The organism is Paenibacillus sp. 2003 (assembly GCF_031455635.1).
GTDB classification, from domain to species: domain Bacteria; phylum Bacillota; class Bacilli; order Paenibacillales; family Paenibacillaceae; genus Paenibacillus; species Paenibacillus amylolyticus_B.
In genome coordinates this window covers 141,597-165,905 of record NZ_JAVDTB010000005.1, presented here as the reverse complement: position 1 = coordinate 165,905, position 24,309 = coordinate 141,597, and the positions used below count along the sequence as shown (strand labels likewise).

At 49.7% G+C, this 24,309-nt stretch carries 21 protein-coding genes; 19 read left to right on the top strand and 2 right to left on the bottom strand.

Annotated elements, in window-relative coordinates; translation table 11 throughout:
- Positions 1-134: 134 nt before the first annotated feature.
- A complete protein-coding gene (locus tag J2X75_RS20875) occupies positions 135-1,700 on the bottom strand; it encodes a M4 family metallopeptidase (protein WP_310339724.1) in 1,566 nt (521 codons plus the stop codon).
- Between the two features lie 45 nt (positions 1,701-1,745).
- Positions 1,746-2,063, bottom strand: a complete 318-nt coding sequence (locus tag J2X75_RS20870) for a hypothetical protein (RefSeq protein ID WP_181156162.1) — start codon at positions 2,061-2,063, stop codon at positions 1,746-1,748.
- Positions 2,064-2,469: 406 nt separating this feature from the next.
- Here J2X75_RS20870 and J2X75_RS20865 point away from each other — a divergent pair, with 406 nt between their 5' ends.
- The 19 genes from J2X75_RS20865 to J2X75_RS20775 all read left to right on the top strand — a co-directional run bounded on the left by J2X75_RS20865 (position 2,470) and on the right by J2X75_RS20775 (position 24,103).
- Entirely contained in the window at positions 2,470-3,426 is a 957-nt protein-coding gene (locus tag J2X75_RS20865) for a glycosyltransferase family 2 protein (RefSeq protein ID WP_310339720.1), read from the top strand.
- A 41-nt stretch (positions 3,427-3,467) separates the two neighbouring features.
- Positions 3,468-4,580, top strand: a complete 1,113-nt coding sequence (locus J2X75_RS20860) for a glycosyltransferase family A protein (protein WP_310339718.1) — start codon at positions 3,468-3,470, stop codon at positions 4,578-4,580.
- Positions 4,580-5,353 carry a glycosyltransferase family 2 protein gene (locus J2X75_RS20855; RefSeq protein ID WP_310339717.1) on the top strand — a complete coding sequence of 258 codons (774 nt, stop codon included), beginning with the start codon at positions 4,580-4,582 and terminating at the stop codon, positions 5,351-5,353. The genes J2X75_RS20860 and J2X75_RS20855 overlap by 1 nt, the downstream gene beginning before the upstream one ends.
- Positions 5,350-6,081: a sugar phosphate nucleotidyltransferase gene (locus J2X75_RS20850; RefSeq protein ID WP_307542395.1), complete on the top strand. Its 732-nt coding sequence runs from the start codon at positions 5,350-5,352 to the stop codon at positions 6,079-6,081. Before J2X75_RS20855 ends, J2X75_RS20850 begins: the two co-directional genes overlap by 4 nt.
- 875 nt (positions 6,082-6,956) lie before the next feature.
- The gene (locus J2X75_RS20845) at positions 6,957-7,604 is read left to right on the top strand and encodes a GT-D fold domain-containing protein (RefSeq protein ID WP_310339716.1); all 648 of its coding nucleotides are present in this window, start codon (positions 6,957-6,959) and stop codon (positions 7,602-7,604) included.
- 66 nt (positions 7,605-7,670) lie between these two features.
- Positions 7,671-9,398 (top strand): glycosyltransferase family 2 protein, encoded by a 1,728-nt coding sequence (locus tag J2X75_RS20840; protein ID WP_310339715.1) that lies wholly within the window; start codon positions 7,671-7,673, stop codon positions 9,396-9,398.
- Positions 9,399-9,592: 194 nt separating this feature from the next.
- Positions 9,593-10,546: an aminoglycoside phosphotransferase family protein gene (locus J2X75_RS20835; protein WP_310339714.1), complete on the top strand. Its 954-nt coding sequence runs from the start codon at positions 9,593-9,595 to the stop codon at positions 10,544-10,546.
- 217 nt (positions 10,547-10,763) lie between these two features.
- Positions 10,764-11,042, top strand: coding sequence for a glutaredoxin family protein (locus J2X75_RS20830; RefSeq protein ID WP_036605813.1), 279 nt, complete (start codon positions 10,764-10,766; stop codon positions 11,040-11,042).
- A 322-nt stretch (positions 11,043-11,364) separates the two neighbouring features.
- Positions 11,365-12,708, top strand: coding sequence for an LLM class flavin-dependent oxidoreductase (locus tag J2X75_RS20825; RefSeq protein ID WP_124117584.1), 1,344 nt, complete (start codon positions 11,365-11,367; stop codon positions 12,706-12,708).
- Between the two features lie 130 nt (positions 12,709-12,838).
- Entirely contained in the window at positions 12,839-14,482 is a 1,644-nt protein-coding gene (locus J2X75_RS20820; protein WP_310339710.1) for an ABC transporter substrate-binding protein, read from the top strand.
- A gap of 222 nt (positions 14,483-14,704) precedes the next feature.
- Complete coding sequence (locus tag J2X75_RS20815) at positions 14,705-15,637, top strand: ABC transporter permease (protein ID WP_036605816.1); 933 nt, start codon at positions 14,705-14,707, stop codon at positions 15,635-15,637.
- A 60-nt stretch (positions 15,638-15,697) separates the two neighbouring features.
- Positions 15,698-16,615, top strand: coding sequence for an ABC transporter permease (locus J2X75_RS20810; RefSeq protein ID WP_310339708.1), 918 nt, complete (start codon positions 15,698-15,700; stop codon positions 16,613-16,615).
- A 25-nt stretch (positions 16,616-16,640) separates the two neighbouring features.
- Entirely contained in the window at positions 16,641-17,189 is a 549-nt protein-coding gene (ssuE, locus tag J2X75_RS20805) for an NADPH-dependent FMN reductase (protein WP_210109855.1), read from the top strand.
- 69 nt (positions 17,190-17,258) lie between these two features.
- Positions 17,259-18,131: a LysR family transcriptional regulator gene (locus J2X75_RS20800; protein WP_091020874.1), complete on the top strand. Its 873-nt coding sequence runs from the start codon at positions 17,259-17,261 to the stop codon at positions 18,129-18,131.
- A 240-nt stretch (positions 18,132-18,371) separates the two neighbouring features.
- On the top strand, positions 18,372-19,430 hold the full coding sequence (locus J2X75_RS20795) for an LLM class flavin-dependent oxidoreductase (RefSeq protein ID WP_210109856.1): 1,059 nt from the start codon (positions 18,372-18,374) through the stop codon (positions 19,428-19,430).
- Between the two features lie 50 nt (positions 19,431-19,480).
- Positions 19,481-20,707 (top strand): amidohydrolase, encoded by a 1,227-nt coding sequence (locus tag J2X75_RS20790; protein WP_310339703.1) that lies wholly within the window; start codon positions 19,481-19,483, stop codon positions 20,705-20,707.
- A 331-nt stretch (positions 20,708-21,038) separates the two neighbouring features.
- Positions 21,039-21,899, top strand: coding sequence for a histidine racemase CntK family protein (locus J2X75_RS20785; RefSeq protein ID WP_124117594.1), 861 nt, complete (start codon positions 21,039-21,041; stop codon positions 21,897-21,899).
- Positions 21,900-21,940: 41 nt separating this feature from the next.
- Positions 21,941-22,735 carry an SAM-dependent methyltransferase gene (locus tag J2X75_RS20780; RefSeq protein ID WP_310339702.1) on the top strand — a complete coding sequence of 265 codons (795 nt, stop codon included), beginning with the start codon at positions 21,941-21,943 and terminating at the stop codon, positions 22,733-22,735.
- Between the two features lie 66 nt (positions 22,736-22,801).
- Entirely contained in the window at positions 22,802-24,103 is a 1,302-nt protein-coding gene (locus tag J2X75_RS20775; RefSeq protein ID WP_310339700.1) for an opine metallophore biosynthesis dehydrogenase, read from the top strand.
- Positions 24,104-24,309: the final 206 nt, after the last annotated feature.

The window sequence follows — 24,309 nt, the reverse complement described above, 5'->3', positions numbered from 1 at the left end:
CAAAAGCGGTGTCCAGAGTTGTCCGGGACACCGCTTTTGGTTGATCTAAGCTTAATCCGTTCGGACGGTGAGGGGTGTCTGAACGTTTTGTTACCATTATGATGAGTACATTATAAGTTCATTAAAATAAGATTTTACAGGCCTACAGCTTGATACGCTTTGGTAATAGCAGTAGCTTCAGCGGAAGTTGCTCCGTACAGATCTTTGGCTGCTTGAATGGTAGCTGTTTTGGCAGCGGCAAATTTGGACGTTGGTGTCAGGTAGTTCACCAGTGTGCTGTAGAAAATCTGGATCGCTTTATCCCGGCCGATTCCGGTGACAGTCACACCATTATGTGTCCCGCCTTGAGCAGCAAGGTAGTAAGCTTTGTTGATGATACCACTGTTGGTATGGACACCGCCATTGTCCTGTGTGCCTGTGTAGCGATCGCTGTATTTGTCAGGTTGACCATACAATGTAGGATTGGAGAGGGAGCGCAGCGCATCTCCTGGAATGTTAGGTGTGTAGATATCATCACCGAGCAGCCAGTTTTTGCTTTGGATCGTATTACCGAAAATATCGGCAAAGGCTTCGTTGAGTGCACCTGGTTCATTACGATATTCCAGATTGGCTGTGTACTCAATGACACCATGCGTCAATTCATGACCCACAACATCGAGGTCACCAGACAGGGATCGGAACGTCGTTCCGTCTCCGTCACCAAAGACAATCTGTGCCCCGTTCCAGAAGGCGTTATTGTAATTGGAGCCGTAGTGAACGGTTGATCTGATCAACAATCCGTTACCATTAATCCCGTTACGGTTGAATTTGTTTTTGTAGAAATCATACGTAGCAGCCGCATGAGCGTGAGCATCTACACCTGCACGATCAGTCCATACATTATCCGAATCTGTGAGCAAGCTACCAGGCAGTGAGGAGCCATTGTTTGCCGTGTACGTTTGGATGCCATTGCCGCGAGTGGTGTCTTTCAGTTGGAAGGTGCTGCCGGATTGGGTGGTTGTCAGGGTTTTGGTATCTCCAAGCACACCTGTACCTGTTCCAGTGGCAAAGTTAATGAGGTCAAACTGGGATACGATACTGCCATCCACTGCGTTAATGAAATATTTGGTCCGTAGAGGGGCAGGTTCCAGTACGTTTACTTCCGTAATGTAAACCAGATACGTCTGACCATCTTCTTCATGATGGTAGATGTTCAATTCAGCTTGAGGCGTGATTTCCGCGGCGCCAAGCTCTCCAATCCGGGAGGTTGCTTCTTCGGTTGCAATACGGATCGCGTCTTCTCCGCTGATCTCGGCTACACCATCATTCGGAATGGCCTGCTCTTCAATCGGTGGAAGATCGCCAAGTGCGGAGCTCACGGCTCCGGTTTTGTCCAGGTGGACCGTCTGTTCTGCACCATAAACCGGGATACCTTTAATATACTGTTTCAGGCGGAAGTGTCTTACGCCAGATGTATCTGTGTTTCTTTTGACAATTTTGAGCTGGGATTTCACATCGGAATTCAGGAATTGTTCCTGCTGTCCAAGGTAATTAAAGATGGTGTCATCTGTTCCACTGTTCAATGGAATACCCTCCTCAGAGGCATAAGGGGCCTGAAGTGGAATGGATTGATCAGACACTGGAGCTGCAGTAGCAGAGGATACGGAAGCGAGCAAAAGAGCTCCTCCAAGAATTGTTGGCATAACTTTGGCGAATTTCATAGTAAACTCTCCCATTCTTAAACTTATTTTTTGGTTGGAAAATGTTCATGCCAGTCTCGGTTGGAATTCCGTCTGCAACTTGGGCAGCGCGGAGCGTGGGGCTGAACCTGAAGCGTGGAATAAGACAAGAAACGATTGGAACAAAATCGGCTTGGCCTTAGCTCGTGAAGTGTTAAGCACGACACCAAACAAAAAGGATAACCGTTTATTCAGTTCAGCCCGAAGGTTTAATCGTCTATTGTGTTCCTCTTTCAGAAAGCCGGGGGTTGTCCAATTGCGCAGGTAGAAGATACGTTCACGGAAAACTGGGGTGTTCAATCCGGGTTTGCGTAAATGACAAAGGCAGTGTGTTCTGAACGGCATCACTCCTCTCAAGAGTAAAATGTATCTGCTTAACAGGTTCTGTGAATGAGGTCATCATCTAATCAACCTAAGGTCAATAAATTGATTTAAAAAATATATGGGAACTTATGTTCACCATAAGGTTTTTTTTGTAAATAAAACTGCTTGGAACGTATATTATCACAATGTAAAACTTTGGAAAAGATACAAATTTAGATTTTTTTTAAAATTGTATCTGAAGTAGGGGAGAGGTAGCGTTTTTCACATATTTTGGCGTATTTTGTCTAAAAGCAAGGCCTGTACCCTCGTGTTCACAGGGAGAACCTGCTTCGTGCAAGGACAAACGCCGTTTCCACTGCTCCACGAATACATAGAATAACGTGTACTCCCTTGGCATGCCGATGATCGAATGCGGGAGGTGAAACTGTTGCGCAAAACCCGTACCACAGCACGTTATGCAACCCGATCCAATGTGACACGAAGAAAAACAGTGCTGAAGAAACGAAGATGGAAGTCTGGACACAAAAAGGGTACAAAGGCCTATACGTTCGTTATTCCATCCAAACAGCTGATGTCACAGGCTGAGGATAGAGTAGAGAATGGAGCGGAAAATGGCATGAGTGATGCTCCTTCACACAGGGATGTTTCTCAGCGACCGATACTCTCGGTCATTATTCCTGCCATGAATGAGGAGAAAAGGATTGGTGCAGTTGTCCGTGAAGCGCGGCGGATATGCCGTGATGCTGAAGTGCTTGTCGTTGTGAATGGTTCAACAGACGGTACGGCTAACGCAGCCAAACGGGCTGGAGCACGAGTGCTCACGTATACAGAAGCGCTGGGGCATGATGGAGGACGAAAAGTAGGCGCAGCGGAGGCGCGCGGTCAGGTATTGTTATTTACTGATGCAGATATCGCAATTCCCGCAGAGCATCTTGCGCCTTACGTGAAGGCTGTGCTGAAGGGAACGGATGTGGCGCTTAACGACTACCATGGGCCGGTCACTCATCATCCCGTTCATCCGGTAGTGGAGGCCAAACACATGTTGAACAGCATACTCGCAAGATCCGATCTCCGGGGGGCATCCATGACAGCTATTCCACATGCAATAAGCCGAAAAGGACTTGAGGTCATGGGGATATCCTCACTGGAAGTTCCGCCACTCGCACAAGCGAAGGCAGTGATCAGCGGACTTCGGGTACGCGCTGTTCATCACGTACCTGTGGGTAGAATGAATGCAGTACGAATCAAGAAGCGAAGCGGACCTGATCCGCTCAGTCAAGTGGTACTGAATGATCATATGGCAGCGATCAAGTGGATTACGGATACGCTTGGTCCCCGCGGAGGTTATACCGATCTGCAACGTGTTCGAAACCTGGCGAGGTAAGCATGTCGCATCGGATGATGCAGCATGCTGGAGGTGAGGAAATGAAGGGACGTTCAGGGGTTGTCCGCCGCAGGCGGACAACAAATAGACACACGACAGCAGGAAGAACAGTAATGAACAAGCGTCTTAGGAACAAGAAACATTTCGATATCAAAAAAACAAGAAGAAGCCGATCAAAGTCCGGCCAAGTAGATCTGCACTTGATGTGGAAAGCGGGGCAAGTTGCAGGAAGCGAGGCAAAGGCGAACAACACAGTATCAGAAAAACACGCACGTCTCGTATGGAATGCACACGCGGTGAACGTTGCGGAGCTAAGCAACTTCGAGCTAGCTCTGAAGGCAGGTAAGGCATTTATGCAAGGTTATGCTCAGGCCTCGGGACATTCATTCCAGATCTTGCCGCTACCTCTTCGTCATTCGGCTGCTGCCGTTGTCTGTGCCTGTAATGAGGAACACACACTGGGGCAGGTGTTATTGCAACTAAAGCGGTTGCCTCTGACGGATATTATTGTGGTACTGAATGGAACGACAGATGACAGTTTGAAGCAGGTACTAAGGCAGCCGGGAATTACAGTAATCTATGAACCGGATCGAGCAGGACATGATGTGGGCCGGGCACTTGGAGTCAAGATGACGGATGCGGAGACGGTACTTTTTGTGGATGGAGATATGGTCGTCTCGGCTGAACAGCTTGCACCCTTTCTGTTCGCGGTTGATCGGGGACAGGATGTGGCGTTGAATAATCTGACGTCTTTGCTTCCTGCGTTTGCCGGGCAGGATGAGGTAAGCCGGATCAAAGCATATCTGAACCGAACATTAGGCAGGGCAGATCTTGGTTCCAACTCCATGACAGCCGTGCCTCATGCATTATCTCGTCGTATGATTCAGACCGTGAAGCCAGCATCTCTGGCCGTTCCACCTAAAGCACAAAGTCTAGCTATTCAGCATGGAATGAACGTCTCGGCACCAAGTCAGGTGGATGTTATTCGTTCCAATCGGTTGCGTCCTGGTAACACGGGAAGTGGGAATGATGTCGCCAAATTGATCATCGGAGATCATCTGGAGGCACTGGCTACATTGCTGGGTACAGGTTGGAATCCAGTCCAGGAACATACACTCTCCCGTGTAGAAGTGGCTTACAGGAGGAACGCCTAATGACACTGACGAGTATGATTATCCCAACTTACAATGGGCTGGATCTGATCAGGCCCTGCATCGATGCCATACGTCAATACTCGGGCGGTCCTGCGTCATATGAAATTATCGTGGTAGATAACGGTTCGACGGATGGAACGGCTGAATATTGTGCGCTGGAGCGAATTCGATTTGTAAGGTTCCCGGATAATCGGGGGTTTCCGGCAGCGTGTAACGCTGGACTTCGTGCAGCTTGTGGGGATGAGCTGTTGCTGTTGAACAATGATGTTACGGTCACGCCCCGTTGGCTGGAGAACCTGCGAACGGCTCTGTACAGTGACGCAAGTATTGGAATCACGGGTCCTGTTACGAATTATGCAAGCGGCATCCAGCAGATTGAACTGGCGTTTCGAGACATGGAACATTTTCAGGAGTTGGCCAATTCCAATAATGTTGCGGATTCTTCAAGGTGGAGGGAAGTACGCCGGATCGTCGGTCTGTGCATGCTGATGAAACGAGATGTCGTGGAATCGGTTGGACTGCTTGACGAGGCATATTCTCCGGGACACTATGAGGATGACGATTATTGTTATAGAGCAAGATTGCAGGGATATCGCCTGCTGGTATGTGGAGATGTTCTCGTGCATCATCAGGGAAGTGCCAGCTTCCAGAAGACAGATCCGGTAGCGTGGAAACAGCTGCTTGAGCGTAATCGTTCGATTTTCATGAACAAATGGCATGTCGATCCGCTTGAATATATGGACATATCCGATGAAGGAGGGAACGTGGAATGAAAGGTGTAATTCTTGCCGGCGGAACAGGAACTAGACTGTATCCGCTGACCCGGCTCATTAACAAACATCTGCTTCCAGTCGGTAAACATCCGATGATTATGTATGGCATCGACAGGCTCCGCCAGGCAGGCATTGATGAACTATTGATTGTGATCAACAAACATTCCGCCGGGTTATATACAGAGTATCTTGGTGGCGGAGCGGAGCATGGGGTGAAGTTGACTTATCGCATTCAGGAAAAGGCAGGCGGGATTGCGGAAGCATTGGATCTGGCAACTTCCTTTATTCTTCCTGGCGAAAAATTTGTTGTGCTTCTCGGAGATAATCTCTTCAGCGATGATCTGAAGCCTTATGTGGACCGTTACATGCAGCAACCTGCTGGTACAGCGCGAGTTCTGCTCAAAGAGGTGGATGATGCAAGACGTTACGGGGTGCCTGTTTTTGATCCAAAGCATCCAGAGCGAATCTCGTACATTGAGGAGAAGCCAAGCCAGCCGAAAACCTCTTATTGTGTGACGGGCATATACATGTATGACGATCATGTATTTAATCTGATTCGCAACATTGCGCCGTCTGCGCGTGGAGAACTTGAAATTACGGATGTGAATAATCACTACGCGTCTGCTGGCGGACTGGAATACGATATTTTGCAGAAATACTGGAGTGATGCAGGTACATTTGATTCGCTCCAGGAAGCAGCTGTCCGTATGAAAGGACAATTGCCCTAAAATATATGCGACTGATGCTGCCGCTGTGCGGTGCCCCATGGGAGCAGAACACTCTGCGCCGGAGCTGGAAGGATGCTCCGGCGCTTTGCGCAGCGACAATCCTCGTGCATGCCAAAGGAGGGAATGGCGTGAGAGTAGTGACACGCACCGGGGCTGCTAGGGCCTCCGTGTCGGGTAAGCCCCGGGGCATCCACCCGGCCGTATTTATGGGCAGTGGCACTCCGGCAGCAGCAGATACAGGGTCTGCTGGAGTCAGAGGTGTGAAGTCAGGGAAACGTAGTACCCTGACCAAAGCGGGTACATCTGCAGGCGCAGCGCATAAGGCTGCTGCAAGGAAAGCGAGCAGCACAGGCAGTGTTGTTGGCAGAGCAGGCAAAGCGGCAAGAGCCAGCCGCACCGGCAAAGGCAAAGCCGGCCTGCGCCAGGCCACTGCTGGGCGCAGGCCTGCACCCGCGCGGGGCCGGCGTGCCGCTGCCCGCGCCAAGCAGCGCACGGCGATGCGCCGTGCGCCCATGCCAGCACCGCAAGCCAGCACGCCACAGGCGATGCCTGCCAGCGGTGCTGGCCCCGCCCCGCGCCAGGCGACACACCCAAAGGGTGTCGCCCCCGCGGGGCGGGGAGGCGCTGCCGGCGCGAAGGCGGGCAGCGCGAAGGGTTTGCCGCCTTCGCCCGCGGAGCACGCAATGCAGGCGGAGGCCGTGCCCGGTGGCTACGCCGAGGGCTACCGCGACGGCGTATTCGCCGGCGGGGAGGCGCTGGTGGCGCAGCACATCCCGCCGGATCACATTCTGCCTGCCGTGGCGGCGGCAGATCTGATCGCGGCGGGATTTCGCCAATATGCGCCCAGCCTGACCCGGCTGTCCAGCCCGCATGAGATGGCTGGACACATCATGGCGGCGCTGGATGCGCAGCGCCCCTTGTCTGTCGTTCGCCTCGGAGATGGCGAACTGCTCACGCTGGCAGCCGATACTGTGCTGCCAGGTCAGGAAGTGCAGGAGCTGGCACCGTTTCTGCCCTATGCAGGGGTGCCATGCTCAACGCCAGACATCCGCGCGATGCTTGCGGAAGCCATACAGGCCGCCGACTGGGTTGGCGTGCCGATCTCGCGGGCGCCGACATTCCAGGGGCTGTTATTTCCGGTATTGCGCCACTTCGGGATCGACTGGTCCCAGCTGAAATTGACCAGTTCCACGATCAATTACAGTCTGCATCAGTCCGGTCTGGTGTTGCCCTTGCTGCAAGGACGGCGGGTTCTGCTCATAGGCAGCCAGGCATCAGAGCTTGCGGCACTGCTGCATAACCGGGGGATACATGTCACAGGTATCATTGGTTCTGTGGCGGGAGTCATGGATATTCCGAGGGTAATGCAGCAAACCGCAGAACATGCTTTTGATATCGCTTTGGTGGCGGCGGGAATTCCGGCGGTCATTCTGTGTCGGCGAATTGCAGGTGAACTCGGCAAGGTCGCTCTGGATTTTGGACATTTGGCTGACAAACTGGTAACAGGAGAGCTTCAACTCTAGTGGACCGTCCGGGGGCTGGTCATGTGCGTGTTAGCCTCACGGACAAGTGGAAATGGAGGGAGCAACATGAGCACACCCGATCAACAGCGCGGGGAAGAACGTCATAGCCGCAGCAACAAGGTTAAGGTTCGAAACGTCATCCGTCGAAAGGGGCACAGTCATCTGAACATCACTCCAAATATCAGCACTCGCAGTGACAACAGCCGCAGTGAAAACAACCGGAATGGCAGCATGAGCAGCGAAAAAAAAGTGGCCCGCCGTGCCACACAGCACGATGTCTCGCGACCTGCCATGGCAGTCCTGCATGCAGCAGGTCGTCGCTCAATGCGGAAATCCAGACGTAAAGGCAAAAGCAGGCGCACAGCCAAAGGCGCCAAGCTCTACAAACAGGGGTATACCAGAGGATACAACGAAGGTGTCCGCCAGGGACAGAGCTCGTTTGGTCTTGTTTTTGAAGGAGTTAGCATCATTATCCCCACGTACAATCAGCGGGAATATGTGCTGCAATGTGTGTCGAGTATCGAAAAGCATACCCCTGCCCCCTTCGAGATCATTGTCGTGGACAATGCCTCCAAGGATGGAACTGCCGAGGCCATGCTCCGCAAAGGTGGTATGGTGAGGGTGGCTGCCCTGGATCAGAACCGGGGGTTTGCCGGAGGTGTCAATCATGGGCTGATGATGGCGAGAGGACGACATATCATCGTGCTGAACAACGATACGCTCGTTACTCCTGGCTGGCTGGATAACATGATGACTTGTCTTGCCAGTGATCCGAAGATTGGTGTGGTGGGTCCGGTGACCAACTATATTGGCGGGGATCAGCAGATTCAGGTTCCGTACCGTGAGGTAGAAGAGATGTGGTCTTTTGCCGCCACACATAATCGTCCGGATGCAGACAAACATCGAATAACCGATCGCCTGGTCGGATTCTGCTGGCTGTTCTCACGGGAGCTGCTGGAACGGGTAGGTTATCTGGACGAAGGATACACGGTGGGCAATTTCGAAGATGACGATTGGATCATTCGGGTGAAGCTGGCTGGATACCAGCTTGCGGTAGCTGGGGATGCTTTTATCCACCACTTCGGAAGTGTCAGTATGAAAGCCTTGGGTGAGCAAGACTTTGCTGTAGTGAATAAGGATAACGAGCAGTTTTATAGCCAAAAGTGGGGAGATCCCCATGCGCTGGTTGCCGAAACCTGCCGCTTGGCTAGACAACAAACCTCTGGTACCCCATCCGGTCAACAAGAGGATGGTGACACAAACCCAATGGATCCGCGTCAGCGAATCTCAACGCAGGGCAGCCAAGATCCAGCATTACAGTTCAGACACAGTTATGACTTCTACCCGGAAGGTTCGTTCCTGTCCGATGCCAAAGGAGATGTCTATGCTTTAACTGGCGGTCGGCGGCGTAAGCTGAACATCCCTGTACCGCGTGGAATATCTCCTGTTCAGGTTGCCAAGCCGGATCTGCTCGCCATTCCTGCCGGAGAAGCACTGATATCAGCGGGGGAGTTGCATGGATGGCCGAGGGAATCACAACAGGTGCATACGACAGCGGTTCATGGTTCTCACAATGGCTGGGCAGAAGGAAGTATTGTTGCCACAGTGGATGCACCCGAGATTCGATATCAGATCAGCGGAGACAAGCGGAGACGATTTGTATCGGTCTATGCGGCAGAACGTTGGGGTGTACATTCTGGGCATATTATCAGCGTATCTGCGGACCAACTGAATTCGATGGAAGAAGGCTGGCCTATTATCGCCCCACCTCAGCTCTTGAACCCAGATCTGTAATGTCAGGCGATCTGTTTATGCGAATCAGCAGCATGATGCGGAATGGAAAATGTAGCGGTGTCCTGTGTAATCGCTCTGATTCATTCCGCATCCGAAAAATTGAAAGATCAACGAATTCCTTTTAGAATATGACCAACGCAGTTATCACCCAAGCGTAACTTGGAATCATGAGAGAGGGATAGGGAGGAAGCGGGATGAAGAATTCTATAGTTAGACAAGCCGAACAGATTGCCAGTGAGTTTCTGCTGGAACAAGTAACATGCTCACATCATATCGTGGGTAAAGGTTTTGTTAATCAGGTCTGTCTGGTGGAGACAGCAAGTCATAAAGTGGTTGTACGCATGAACGATCCAGATACATATTCTACCTATGTGAAAGAAAAATGGTGCATCGAACAAGCGGCGAGTGCCGGTATTCCTGGGCCAGAGACATTGTCCGTTGGGGTCAACGCTGAACATGCCTATATGATTCAAACGGTTGTGGAAGGGGACAACGGATTGGATACGACAGTGCCCACGTCCGTGATTTGGAGGAAACTCGGTGAGTACACACAACGTATGCAATCCATCCCGGTGGCAGGTTTCGGAAGGGAAATGCACGATCCCGTACAAAACAAATTTTACTCTCCCCCTCATGCAGGATCAGATGGAAGTTGGCAAGGATATGTGCAATACAATATCAATAGTCTGACGGAGCAAGATCCGCTGATTGAGCTTGGTGTCATTACGATGAAGGAATCACAGCTCGTAAGGCAATGGTTCGAACAATTGAAATTGCAAAAGTTCCGCTTTGGTCTATGCCATGGCGATCTCTCCTTGAAGAATACAATCGTAAGTTCAACGGGTGAGATTACCCTTCTGGACTGGGGGAATGCGGAGGTCACCGTCGTGCCGTATGGCGATATCACTCAACTCATGCAATGCCAGCTAAGGGGTGAGGGTCCTGACAAGGAAGAATTGAAAGCGTTTTTAGAAGGATATGGGACAAGTACACAAGAGCAAGAGCGTGTACTGAATCAAGCCAGGTATGTGTTGTTATTGAAAGCTTTTGATACCCTGAGATGGGCCATAGATCGAAGTCCGGATCAGATCGAGTTCTACACTGATTTAGCAAAACAAGCTTTTAAACAGGTTAGAAAGGGTCAATAGCGATTCATTCCTGTAAAATAAGCCATCTTTCAAATTTATAATTTAATCTTTCTATTTGGTTATAGGTTTATTCTATTAACAGATCCATTGACGCAGGAAGGGCACAGGAGTACATTTAGAGCCATAATTCTTATTTAACAGATGGGAATTGAAGGTCTAGGGCTTTCATATTCAATGGCCCAGATCTTGATCTTAAAACTAATCAGGAGGTATGTCGATGTCATCATCAACCAAAAAAGTCGTGCTGTGGAGCAAAACAGGCTGTCATTTCTGCGGGGAAGTGAAAGCATTTTTGACAGAGCGAAACCAGCCTTTTGAGAACATTGAAGTGCAGGGTAATGACGTGCTGCGTGATGTGCTTGAAGCAAAATATGGCATTCGGCATGTACCCGTTATTGAAGTGGGAGGGGACGGCAAGTTTGAAGCCTTGCTGGAACCTGATCTGGAGAAGCTGGCTGAACTTCTGGCACGAGCGGACGAAGCGGCAGCAGTCTAACGGGAGTTGATATATACCTTTGAAGCAAGCCGTTCCGGCTGCTGCATGATGCAAGATCGCATTTGTACAGCAGCTGGAACGTTCATAACCTAAGGCTCACTTGGGATGTAAATGGTCTTATTTACATCTTCAATGTTCATATAGAAAAAATCTATTAGTCACGCTGTTGACCCTTTTACGGGGCAGTGATAAGATTTGTGAAATTAAAACAAACCAAACTCATAGGAATAGTTAACTTTTAAGTTATTTCGCATACGTAATCAGTTCAGTTGGCCCTTGATCATTCTTTTGAAGATTCTAATCCAAGGAAGGCGGAGTGCATATGACAGCGAAACGCAGTTTGAAATTTGGAGCCATTATTCATGGGGTTGGAGGAAGCAACACCACATGGAGACACCCGGAGGTTCTGTCGGATGCCAGCGTTAACTTTGGATTCTACAAACGTCAGGCACTGAAAGCGGAGGAAGGCAAGTTCGATCTTGTTTTTATCGCAGACGGTCTGTATATTACCGAGAAATCTATTCCGCATTTCCTGAATCGCTTCGAACCAATCAGTATCCTCTCCGCTTTGGCTGCCGTTACTTCACGCATTGGACTGGTGGGTACCCTCTCGACATCCTATAGTGATCCGTTCACCGTAGCCAGACAGTTCGGTTCCCTCGATCAGATCAGTGATGGCCGTGCAGGCTGGAACGTCGTGACTTCTCCGCTGGAAGGTACAGCGAAGAACTATAGCAAGAGCAGTCACCCTTCGCATCCGGAACGTTATCGCATTGCCGCGGAATATTTACAGGTAACCAAAGGGTTGTGGGACTCTTGGGAAGATGATGCCTTTGTAAGAGACAAAGAGAGCGGTGTATTCTTCGACCCATCCAAACTGCACACGCTTAATCATGAAGGAGAGTTTTTCTCCGTACAAGGTCCGCTCAATATTGCCCGTTCACGGCAAGGACAGCCGGTGATTTTCCAGGCAGGTTCTTCGGAAGATGGCAAAACGCTGGCGGCGCAAGAAGCGGATGCTGTCTTTACCGGACACGATACGATTGAAGATGCACAGGCATTCTATAAGGATGTCAAAACACGTGCTGCTTCCTATGGACGTTCTTCACAGGATATTGTTATTCTGCCAGGCATCAATCCCATTGTTGGACAGACCGAAGAGGAAGCTGAACAGAAATATCAGGAGATCGCGAGCCTGGTTACCATTGATAAAGCGCTGGATTATCTGGGACGTTTCTTCGAACATCATGATTTCTCCCAATATCCGCTGGATGAACCATTCCCGGAGCTGAATGGCATTGGAAGCAACAGTTTCCGCAGTGGAACCGACAAGATCAAGAAGGATGCCAAAGAGCAAGGATTGACCTTGCGTGAAGTAGCTCTGCGGGCAGCAACACCACGCAGCAAATTCCTAGGCACACCGGAGCAGGTCGCTGACAAGATTCAGGAATGGTTTGAGACGGAAGCCGCGGATGGTTTCATTATTGCTTCGGAGCTGCCAAGTGGATTGTCTGATTTTGTGGAACTGGTTGTTCCGATTCTGCAAGAACGCGGTCTGTATCGTACGGACTATGAACACGATACTTTGCGGGGGAATCTTGGGGTACAGATTCCGGTTAACCGTTACACGGCTGCAAAGAAGCAAGTTGTATCTGATTTGGCATAACTGAGATGAACCCTATTCAATGTACACTACGTTTCGTACTATCTTAAAACCGACTTAACTCATAGGATATATAGAGTATTGGTATAAACATCAATTTAATGACACCTGTATACACAGAGGGGGAAGCGATATGAACAGGTCTATCTCATGGATGAAATATATGGCATTGGCAGCAGTATTGGTGATGGTATTGTCCGGTTGCGGAGCAGCGGGAGGCAGTACGAACAGTACGGCACAGGCATCAGGCGGGGGTCAGACCGGGCAAGCGGAAGGAGGCAACCTGACTTTTGCACTTGCAACTTCACCGGATACGCTGGACCCTCATCGCAGTGGGCTTGCCGTAACGGTGCGTGCCATCCGAACGATCTACGACAATCTGGTCGTGCAACTGCCTGATGGTTCCATCAAACCTTGGCTCGCCACGGAATGGAGCGTATCCGAGGACGGCAAGAGTTATACGTTCAAGCTGCGTGAAGGCGTGAAGTTCCACGATGGCACACCGTTTAATGCGGAAGCCGTGAAATACAATCTGGACCGGGTGATCGATCCGGCCACCAAAGCTGCCAATTCCCTTGCCCTGATTAGACCTTACAGCTCCTCCGAGGTCATTGATGAATATACCATCAAGGTAAATCTGGAATCACCATCACAAGCCTTTCTCGGCAATTTGAGCCAGGCACTTCTGGGGATCGCATCCCCTACAGCTGCCAAAAAATATGGCGACCAGTTGGGTAAAAATCCGGTGGGCACAGGCCCGTATACCTTTGTGAAATGGGATGAAAATGCGGATATCGTCGTTGCCAAGAACAAGGATTACAACTGGGGACCTGAGACGGTTGAAAATAAAGCCGCGCCCCATGTGGATACGATCACATTTAAAATTGTACCAGAAGAAGCGACGCGCATCGGAAGTGTTCAGAGCAGTCAGGTACTCGCTGCCGAGACCGTTCCACCGCAAAATATTGCAGCTTTGAAAAACGATCCGAACCAGCAACTTTTACAGGCCAACACAGTTGGGTTGCCATATACACTCTTTTTCAATCTGCGCAAAGCGCCTTGGGATGATGTGAAAGTACGGCAGGCGGTACAATCCGCCGTAGATGTGGAAGCGATTGTCAAAACATTGTATCTGGGCAACTACGAACGTGCGTGGTCTGCACTATCTCCTGGAATCCTGGGTTATGATGCATCGTTGGAAGGAAGCATCAACCCGGACATCAACAAAGCCAATCAGCTGCTGGACGAACAAGGCTGGGTGAAAGGCGCTGATGGTATTCGTGCCAAAGACGGGCAGAAGCTGACCCTGCGGTATGTTGATGGTTCGCCCAATCGGGAGAAACGTAATGACATTGCCGCCATTATCCAGCAACAGTTGAAACAGGTGGGCATTGCCGTTGAAGTCGAGATTACAAAAGATATCGCAACAGTCATCTATCAGAACTGGGATTATGATCTCTATGGCAACAGTCAGGTCAATTCTGATCCAAATGCCTTGTATGCTTTCTATCATACGAGTGCAGAGGGCGAGCGTCCGACATTGTCCGGTTTGTCTGATCCAAAGATCGATGAACTGCTGGAGCAGGGAGCGGTTGAGACGGATCCTGATAAACGTGTTCAGATCTACAATCAGATCCAGCAATACCTGATTGAGCAAGCGGTAATTCTGCCAATCTATGTATTCCCTTATACCGTCGCAGCATCCAAAAAGGTCGAAGGCATCAAGTTTGATTCATTGGGGTATCCACTCTTTAACGACGTCCGCATTCAGCCCTAACAGAGGTTGTTCAAAAAGTCCACTTTTGATTACGAGTCATGCCTAATGGCATAATCAGCATCGAATATGAAATTCAGCCGAAATGTCCGTTGCTCACGTAGTTTCCTACGCTCCGCTACTCCATTTCTAGCTTCATTCCATCTTCTCGGTACTGAAAACTGGTCTTTTTGAACACGCACTATAGGAACGGCCAATCCAGATTCAGGAAGGAGATATCCCGGTATGGTTCAAACGATACTGTCACGACTCGCAACATCGCTTCTGGTTATATTCGGAGCTTCGGTGCTGGTGTACTGCATCATGTATCTTCTGCCGGGTGATCCGGTTCTGCTCATGCTGGATCCGTCCTCGGCTACCCCGGAGATGATCGAGAATCTGCGGGTCCAGCTAGGACTGGATCAACCGTTTTACATCCAGTTTGCGAACTATTTCGGTGATATGCTGCGTGGCGATTTCGGCAAATCAATGATCAATTCGGATCCGGTTTTGCCAAAAATTCTGGAACATTTCCCAGCCACACTGGCTTTGACCGCACTCAGCTCTATCATTGCCATCACGATTGGAATTACACTTGGTGTATTGTCTGCGATTCATCGCAATGGCGTGATTGATTTCGTCGCCCGGCTCGTTGGACTGTTCGGCATTTCCATGCCAACCTTCTGGACGGGGATTCTGCTCATCCTGTTATTCTCGGTACAGCTTGGCTGGTTCCCGGCGATGGGTTCCGACGGATTCAGCTCACTGGTTCTTCCGGCTGCCACACTGGGTCTCGTGGGTGCAGGATTTATCGTACGGATGGTACGGAACAGCATGCTGGAAGTGATCAATGAACCGTTTATCGTGGCGTTACGGGCCAAAGGACTTTCGGAACGTGCGATCATGTATGGTCATGCACTACGTAATGCACTTATTCCTGCAGTAACGGTAATCGGCATGCTGATCGGTGATCTGCTTGCGGGAACCGTTGTGGTGGAAACTGTCTTCTCCAGACAAGGAATCGGTCGAATTATTGCCGATGCGCTAATGGCCAAGGATCTTCCCGTGGTGCAAGGTGTGGTTTTCTTTACATCTATCATCTACGTTGTCTTGAACCTGCTGGTGGATATCTCGTATTCGTACATTGATCCCCGGGTTCGGCGTGCAGTCCGCACATAATCATGGATGGAACAGTCAGAAGTGTCCTGACGCGGAGTATGAAAGGAGGAGTTGTTGCTCATGAGCATGAAACCTTTGGCTGGTGACAAAAAAGCATGGGCGGGCAGTGTAGGACGTATCCGTCTGTGGAATCGCCGCCCTTGGCGCTATCGCGTCTCATTCGCGGTATCCCGATTATTCTTTTATGCAGCATTGCTGGTGGTGGTGTTTACCGTGGCATGTGCGATTGTACCGGGCTGGATTGCGCCCTATGATCCAACTCAGATGATGACGGATGTTATCCTGCAGGCTCCTTCTGCTGCGCATCTGTTCGGGACGGACTATTTTGGCAGGGATATTTTCAGTGTGGTTGTGCATGGAAGCAGGGATTCGCTGCTCATTGGATTTGCCTCTGTGCTTGTGGGCGGTATTGTTGGTAGTGCTCTTGGTATTATCTCCGGTTATGCCGGAGGCGTTGTTGATACCGTCACGATGCGGGCTGTCGATATTCTGATGGCTGTACCCGGCGTGCTCCTGGCATTGTCTGTTGCAGCTGCTCTCGGGCCAGGACTGATAAACATTGCACTGGCTGTTGCGGTTTCCTCCATTCCGGGCTACGCACGGGTGATGCGTGGGCAGGTCATATCAGTTAAAGGTCTGCCTTTCATTACAGCGACACGTTCACTGGGCGGTTCCAATGCACGTATTTTCTGGAAACATGTACTGCCACATTCATTGTCACCCCTGCTGGTCATGGCTACCCTGGGCGTAGGGACATCAATTCTAACCGGCTCCGGACTCAGTTTTCTGGGACTTGGGGTGTTGAAGGAAATACCGGATTGGGGCGCATTACTCTCGCAAGGTAGAGGGTATCTGACGGTTGCCTGGTGGATCTGTACGTTCCCGGGTCTGGCGATCACTTTGTTTGTACTGGCGGTTAATCTGATTGGAGACGATATTCGCGATCGGCTGGACCCCAAAGTAAAAGGAGCGGCTTGACCGCTATTCCAAGGAGGAGATATTCATGTCACATGTTGTCATTATTGCCGGATCACCTTCCAAGCGTTCGCGTTTGACAGGTCTGACGGATTACAGCAGCCAAAAATTAACGGAGGCAGGCATCACCGTCGAAGTTATTCACGTTGTGGATCTGCCCGCTGAGGATCTGGTGCAAGCCCGGTTTGACAGCTCATTCATTCGTGATGCACTTGCTGTCGTGGAAGCGGCGGATGCAGTTATTGTGGCTACGCCGGTATACAAGGCGTCGTACTCAGGAGTGCTCAAGTTGTTCCTGGATCTGATTCCGCAAGAAGGGTTACGGGGTAAGTTGATACTCCCACTCGTCATCGGTGGCTCCATTGCTCATCTGCTGGCCATTGATTATGCATTGAAGCCTGTACTGGCAGCCCTTGGTGGAAGACATATTCTGGGTGGCGTGTATGCTGTGGATCAGGGAATCGAACGACTGGATGATGGGAAATTTGTGCTCTCTGCAGATATTACTACACGTCTGGATCGCTCACTGGATGAATTGTTATTGACACTGGAAAAGGATGGGATTACGATATCGTAAAACCAAGTAAATATATTGGATAAATCAATATAAGATCAAACGTCCGCGGACGTGGATACGGAGACGCTCATGAATATCGAGAATATTGAAGCATTTGTATATATCAATCATTATGGAAGCTTCAATAAGGCTGCCGAAGTACTCTTCTTGTCCCAACCTTCGGTCACAGCTCGCATTCAGTCACTGGAAAGGGAGCTGGGCTGCAAGTTGTTTGATCGGCTTGGCAAGCAAATCGTGCTGACAGAAGAAGGTCGGAAATTCCTGCCGTATGCGCAGCAAGTGCTGCAAGTGATTCAGAAGGGCAAGCAGAAGATTCAGCAGCGCAGAACAACACCGGATGCTCTTCGGCTCGGTAGTACAGTATCGGTATCCAATTATGTCATTCCCGATTTTCTACCCAAGATCAAGGATGCTTACCCCGAAATTAATATCAAACTGACGACAGCAACGACGGATCAGCTGATTGCCAAACTGCTTGGTCAGGAGATCGATCTTGCTTTTGTGCGCAAGGTCATGCACCCTGCGATCCGTACGGTTGCTTTTTATGAAGATCCTATCCAGCTCTATGTGTACAAAGGGCATCCATTCATTGAGAGCGGGCATGTCAGCATGGAAGCCATCCGGAATGAGCAACTGGTCTTTTTCGAATGTGGTTCACTGGACTGGCTTCGCATTCACCGGGCTTTCGACTCGCTGGAACATCCGCCAAATATTACATATCATGTCGACAATTCGGAGACAGCGAAGAAACTGGTTATGCAAGGGGCAGGCATTGCTTTTCTCCCGGGACTCACGGTGAAGAAGGAAGTGCAGAATCAGGAGCTGTTCCCCATTCAGGTACATGAGGTCGCAGGTGTATCGCTGCAGATCAGCGTTGTCACGTTAAAGGAAGAATATTCGCCATTGGCAGAGCCCTTCGGGGAACTGCTGCGGCAATTATAGAGCGTCTAACGTTGAATCTGACTTTTACACCAAAACGGAGAGTGCAGAACCAATCTGAAGAAGCGAAGCGTACGCATTTATCAACGGATTTTTCCCTTGGACCAAGGGAGTACAGAAAATCCGGGGATAAGAGCGATCGGAAGATGGTACTGCAATCGGAGTGATAAAGTGTAACATCTCTAGTTCAACCTAGTAGTGATTCAAGAACAGCGGTTCAGCACAATCAAGGAGGAGAAGGATATGAGTATTCGTGTTGGCATTTTGGATCAGACTCCCATCTATGAAGGGGAAACGGCAGTGGATGCTTTTCGGCATACGATTGAGCTGGCACAGCGGGCAGAGCAGCTTGGATTCCATCGATTCTGGGTGTCGGAGCACCATGATTCAGGGCATGTTGCAGGTTCCTCCCCGGAAGTACTCATCTCCCACTTGCTTGCGCATACAAAGCGGATTCGGCTGGGGTCCGGCGGAGTAATGCTCCAGCATTACAGCCCATACAAAGTCGCCGAGAATTTCAATATCCTCGCAGCGCTCGGACCAGGAAGAGTTGACCTGGGAATCGGTCGTGCGCCAGGTGGGTTGCCCCGTTCGACACAGGCGTTGCAGGAAGGTATTCAGGAATCGGCATCTCTTCAAGAGAAAATTGTTCAGGTGAAACGATACATCCACAATGAGCCGCTTGAAGATTCATCACATCCACTTGCAGGTCTCAGCGCTTCGCCTCTGTCCGACATTCCAGCAGAACTGTACGTACTTGGAGCCAGTGTTGATAGTGCAGGCATGGCTGCGGAACTGGGACTCCCATATGTCTTTTCACTGTTCATTAACAGTAATATAGAGGTAGCACTTCAAGCGATCCGTGTATATCGTGAACAATTTGATCGTTCCCAGGGACGGGAGCCCTACGCTGCACTAGCCATATCGTTAATTGTGGCCGAGAGTGAGGAAGAAGCGGAAGGACTTGCGAGTGAGCATATGCTGGTGAAGATTCATCTGGAGAGTGGAAAGGTGCTGACGGTTGGTTCTGTGGAACAGGCGGAAGAATTCGGCCGGCAATCAAACGAAACCTATCGGATCGAAATTTTGGAGCCAAGTGTGACCCGGGGTACGAAGGAAAGCGTAGGTCAGGCACTGCTGAAGTTCCAGCAGGAGTTTGCTGTAGAAGAGTTCATTGTGACTACAGCTACACGGGACTTTGCCAAGCGCATTCGTTCATTCGAATTATTGCGTGAAATTTTGGCAGAGCAGGGACTAAGCGAATTTGCACTGGAATCCAAGGAAGAAGCAGCAATCGGATAGAAGTAGACAGTGAATATAGCAGTGAATATATACGAATGGGAGGCCGTGTGATGAAAAGTGATCTGGAACAGCCTAAACAGCAGGCTGAGCAACAAGTACAGGGCCCCGAGCATGAACTTCACGGTGAACGGGCGGAAGAATTCGCGGAACGTTTAATCACCATTCGGCGCCATATGCATCGTAACCCGGAATTGTCCGGCGAGGAAAAGGAGACGACGGCAGCTATTCGCAGGTGGCTGGAAGAGGAAGGCGTCCGTATTGCAGACGAATATGGGCTGCGGACAGGACTTGTCGCTGAAGTAGGTCAAGGGGACGGTCCTGTGGTTGCCCTAAGAGCAGATATTGATGCGCTGCCCATTCAGGAAGAGACAAAGCTGGAATTTGCCTCCCAGGTAGATGGAAAGATGCACGCTTGCGGACATGACGCACACACGGCAATTCTGATCGGTGCTGCACGATTACTGAAACAACGCGAGTCCAGTTTGCCGGGAAAAGTACGGTTGATATTCCAGCCGTCGGAGGAAAAAGCAACGGGTGCACGCCAAGTGATCCAGAGTGGTGCATTGTCCGATGTTCGGGCCGTATTTGGATTGCATAACAAGCCTGATCTCCAGGTAGGTACGGTGGGTATTCGGGAAGGCGCATTGATGGCAGCAGCAGACGGTTTTGTTGTCAAAGTGGAAGGTGTAGGCACCCATGCAGCCGTGCCTGAAGCCGGCATTGATCCAATTGTGGTTGCCGCACATATTGTTACGGCATTACAGGCCATTGTGAGTCGCAATGTGGGAGCACAGGAGAGTGCTGTAATCAGCGTCACCAAGCTTCATAGCGGCACAGCCTGGAACGTTATTCCCGATGAAGCGATCCTTGATGGCACAGTGCGTACCTTTGATGAGAAAGTGCGTGCACGGATTCGCGAACGTTTCAATCAGGTAGTCGCCGGTGTGGCCGCAGCCTATGGCACACGGGCTACGGTTCGCTGGATTCAGGGACCGCCTGCCGTGGTCAACGATGAGTCTCTGGCATCTGCGGCGGAGCAAGTTGCAAGTGAGATTGGATTAAACAGTGTTAGACCGCTACCTTCTCCAGCAGGTGAGGACTTCTCTTTTTATCAAAAAGAAGCTCCCGGCCTGTTCCTTTTCCTGGGCACCTCTGGCCCGCATGAGTGGCATCACCCTGGCTTTGATGTGGATGAACAGGCGCTGCCGTTGGGAGCACATCTTCTGGCTGCACTGGCTGAGAAAGCACTGTACAATGTGCAAGCACATCAAGAGTGATGAGTATAGTGAATCACTGGATCATATCCAGATCGAAACGGTTCCGTTCGACGGCAGCCGTTTTTCGTATTCCCTTTTTTTAGTGAGAGCGGGTAGGAACGACGATTCGCTGAATCTTATCAGACGGTATAGTTATGGCTAGGGCTGGCGCAAGAGCGTCAGCTCTGTTTGGGCTTTCTTATAGGAAGGGCTGCTAAAGGTATTGTTAAATTTTAATTTTTTTAATGGAAATATTTGTTGACGCTTCCCAAAAGGATGTGCTATATTTTTCTCGACCTTTAATCGTAATAATTACTATTAGATAAAAAAGAAGACAGGAGTAGTCGCTGCGATGAAACAGGAGATCGATTTTATCAAGTTCAGTCCCACCCAAAACATGACGATTCTGGTTAAAACGGATCATGCAGCAGAGAAATACAATCATATTGCTACCCGTCTAATGTCGTATGATAACGTTTACGCCGAACAAGTGGGATTCATTGAACCAACGAGGAGACCGGAAGCTGTGGCCCGTCTGGAAATGGCCGGAGGAGAGTTCTGTGGCAATGCCTGTATGGCACTTGCAGCACACCACGCATCTGAAGCAGGACTGGCACAACAGGAGTCTATGGATATCATGCTGGAGGTTTCCGGAACCGATCAATTGATCATGTGCCATGTGAAGAAGCAGCAGCATGAATACAACTGTCAGGTAACCATGCCGGTTCCCAAACAGATCGAGCAGCGAACAATTCGATATGAAGGCATCGAGCTCGATATGGTGATCATCCGGTACGCTGAGTTCATCCATATCGTGATTGAAGTCGATGACTTTGACGATACGATGAAGAAGAGGGCACAGACCCTTGCAAGATTACTGGGATTAACCCTGGGAGATAAGCTGATCGGTATCTTGTTATATCAATCACACTTGGAAGAAATGGCCCCACTCATCTATGTTCCGGAGCTGGATAGTCTGATCTGGGAGAGAGGATGTGGATCGGGTACGGCCTCCGTCGGAGCCTATCTCGCATGGAACCAACAGAGAGGAATTACTCAGTACATCAAGCAGCCTGGTGGTGCGATCAAAGTGGTAGCCCAGTGGGATGGCGCAGAACTTGGGAGTATTACGATTGAAGGATCGGTTGGCATCGTGGCTCAAGGCAAAGCCTTCATAGATGCTCCAGCAGAATGGAGCGTTATAAACGCATGAGGTACATGACATGATCGAGACAACGTATTGGGGGAAAAGAAATGATCACATTGGTTCATTTTCAGACATGTTTGAGTGAATTTGCAGAGAAATTCGATAAGCTCGCGAGCAAGTATGATCATACGATTCAGCATAGTTCGGAGCTGGAAGCTGTGATCAATGACTACTCCCGCTTTGTGACCAATCAGGAGAATAAGGTAGCCTGGGAACAGTTGGAGCATTCGGAGTTGGAAGAACTGGATTCGCTTGTATGGCAGTTAAGAAATAAATCCGCCCAGTGTGTGGCGATCATGGAGAAATATCGTGCATTGAAGTTAGAGAACGGGGATGTGCAGATTGCCGATTATTTCAAAAACATAGAAGAGTGTATCGATAAAGAATTCGGCAGCTTCCATGTCACCTCCGATTCCAGAGTGTTGTTGGTAGGCTCCGGTTCATTCCCCATGACACCATTACTCATCGCCAAGCGAACAGGTGCAGAGGTCGTAGGGATCGATATTGATGAAGAATCCATTACCCTCGGGCGAAAAGTGGTGGAGACACTGGGCACGGGTTTGAAGATTCGTTTGGAGTCAACATTGCTGGAGAATCTGGATTATACCAGGGAAGCAACCCATATCATTTTCAGCTCTACCGTGGCCCCTAAATATGAGCTGCTCGATCAACTGCATGCTCTGACGAATACACAGGTGGTTGTAGCCATGAGATACGGTGATCAGTTGAAATCTTTGTTCAATTATCCGATGAAAGCGACGGACAGCAACAAGTGGAAGCTGGTGGATACGATCTTGCGCCCGGATGATGTGTTTGATATTGCGTTGTACCAAAAAGCATAGGTATGCAAGTGCATCCAAGTGTGTCCAAATGGATTACAGATTGAACTTTGAATATAGGAGGCATATATGAGCAATCTTCAGCGAATTCTGATACTCGGAACCGGCCCTGCATCCATTCAGCTTGCGGTAACGCTCAAAGATCATCTCAACTGCTGTATAGGCTTTGCGGGGAGACAATCGGTTCGTTCAGCATCGATTTTTTCAGCCCTTGAAGAGAGCAATCAACGTATTCAGGTCAGCATTCAAAATGAGAAACATCAATCGCTCGCAGGTGAATGTTTCGTTGATCATGTGTTCAAGGGATATGACACCATTGATGGTGAGTGGGGCACACTCATTTTGGCTGTAACAACGGATGCTTATATCGATGTATTGGAGCAAATGAAAAATGAATTCATCAAACAACTGAAATGTATCATTTTGGTTTCTCCAACGTTTGGGTCGAATCGACTTGTGACCCATTATATGAGAGAGCGGAATGCGGAGCCGGAAGTGGTCAGTTTCTCTACCTACCTTGGAGATACCCGTTGGATGCACGAACATCCGTCGAATCATGTGATTACTACAGGGGTGAAGAAAAAGGTTTATATCGGTTCCACTCTTTACCCGTCTGAACAGGTGAGTAAGCTATGCCAAGTATTTGAGCGTTTGGGTATTGCGCTGGAAGTGATGCGATCCCCACTGGAGGCGGAAACGAGAAATATTTCGTTGTATGTGCATCCACCCTTGTTCATGAATGACTTCTCATTAGAGGCCATCTTTGGAGCATCGGATATTCAGAAATATGTATATAAGATGTATCCCGAAGGTCCGATTACTCAAGTTTTGATACGGGATATGCGGGCACAGTGGCAGGAGATTATGAACATTACGGACCGACTCAATATCCCGGGAGTGAACCTGCTTCAATTCATGACGGATGACAACTATCCGGTTCGATTAGAGAGTATATCACGCCAGGATATCGAGAATTTCAATCAGCTGCAGGTCATTCATCAAGAGTATTTATTATACATACGATACACCTCATTATTGATTGATCCATTCTCGGAACCCGATTCGGAAGGCAAATATTTTGACTTTTCAGCAGTCCCATTCCGTCAAACGTTCATGAACCGCGAAGGGGAACTGGACATCCCCCGTATGCCCAATGAAGATTACTACCGCATCAAAATCATTCAGGGCATTGCCAGACATCTCGATGTGAGCTGTCCAACCATTGATCAATTTATCGCCAGGTATGAGGCGAAGATTCAGGAAGTGGCTGACGCACACCCGAATCAACGCTTGTCCGAAGCCTTTGTCATCCAATCCTTTGACGAGGATATCCGCATGATCTGCACCGGACTTTCAAGCAGTCGGGTCTAGTTACATTTAAATAATGCAAATTAAATTTTGTTTTACACCTAACGGAGGGGGCAGAAAGAACCTGAAGAAGCGAAGCGTTCGCATTTATCCCCGGATTTTCTCTTTGGAAAAGAGATCAAAAAAATCTGGGGATAACGGCGATCGGAAGGTTGTTCTGACCACGTAGTGGTCTTGTGAAAAGTTTGAATTTTATTTGCTAGTCGGGA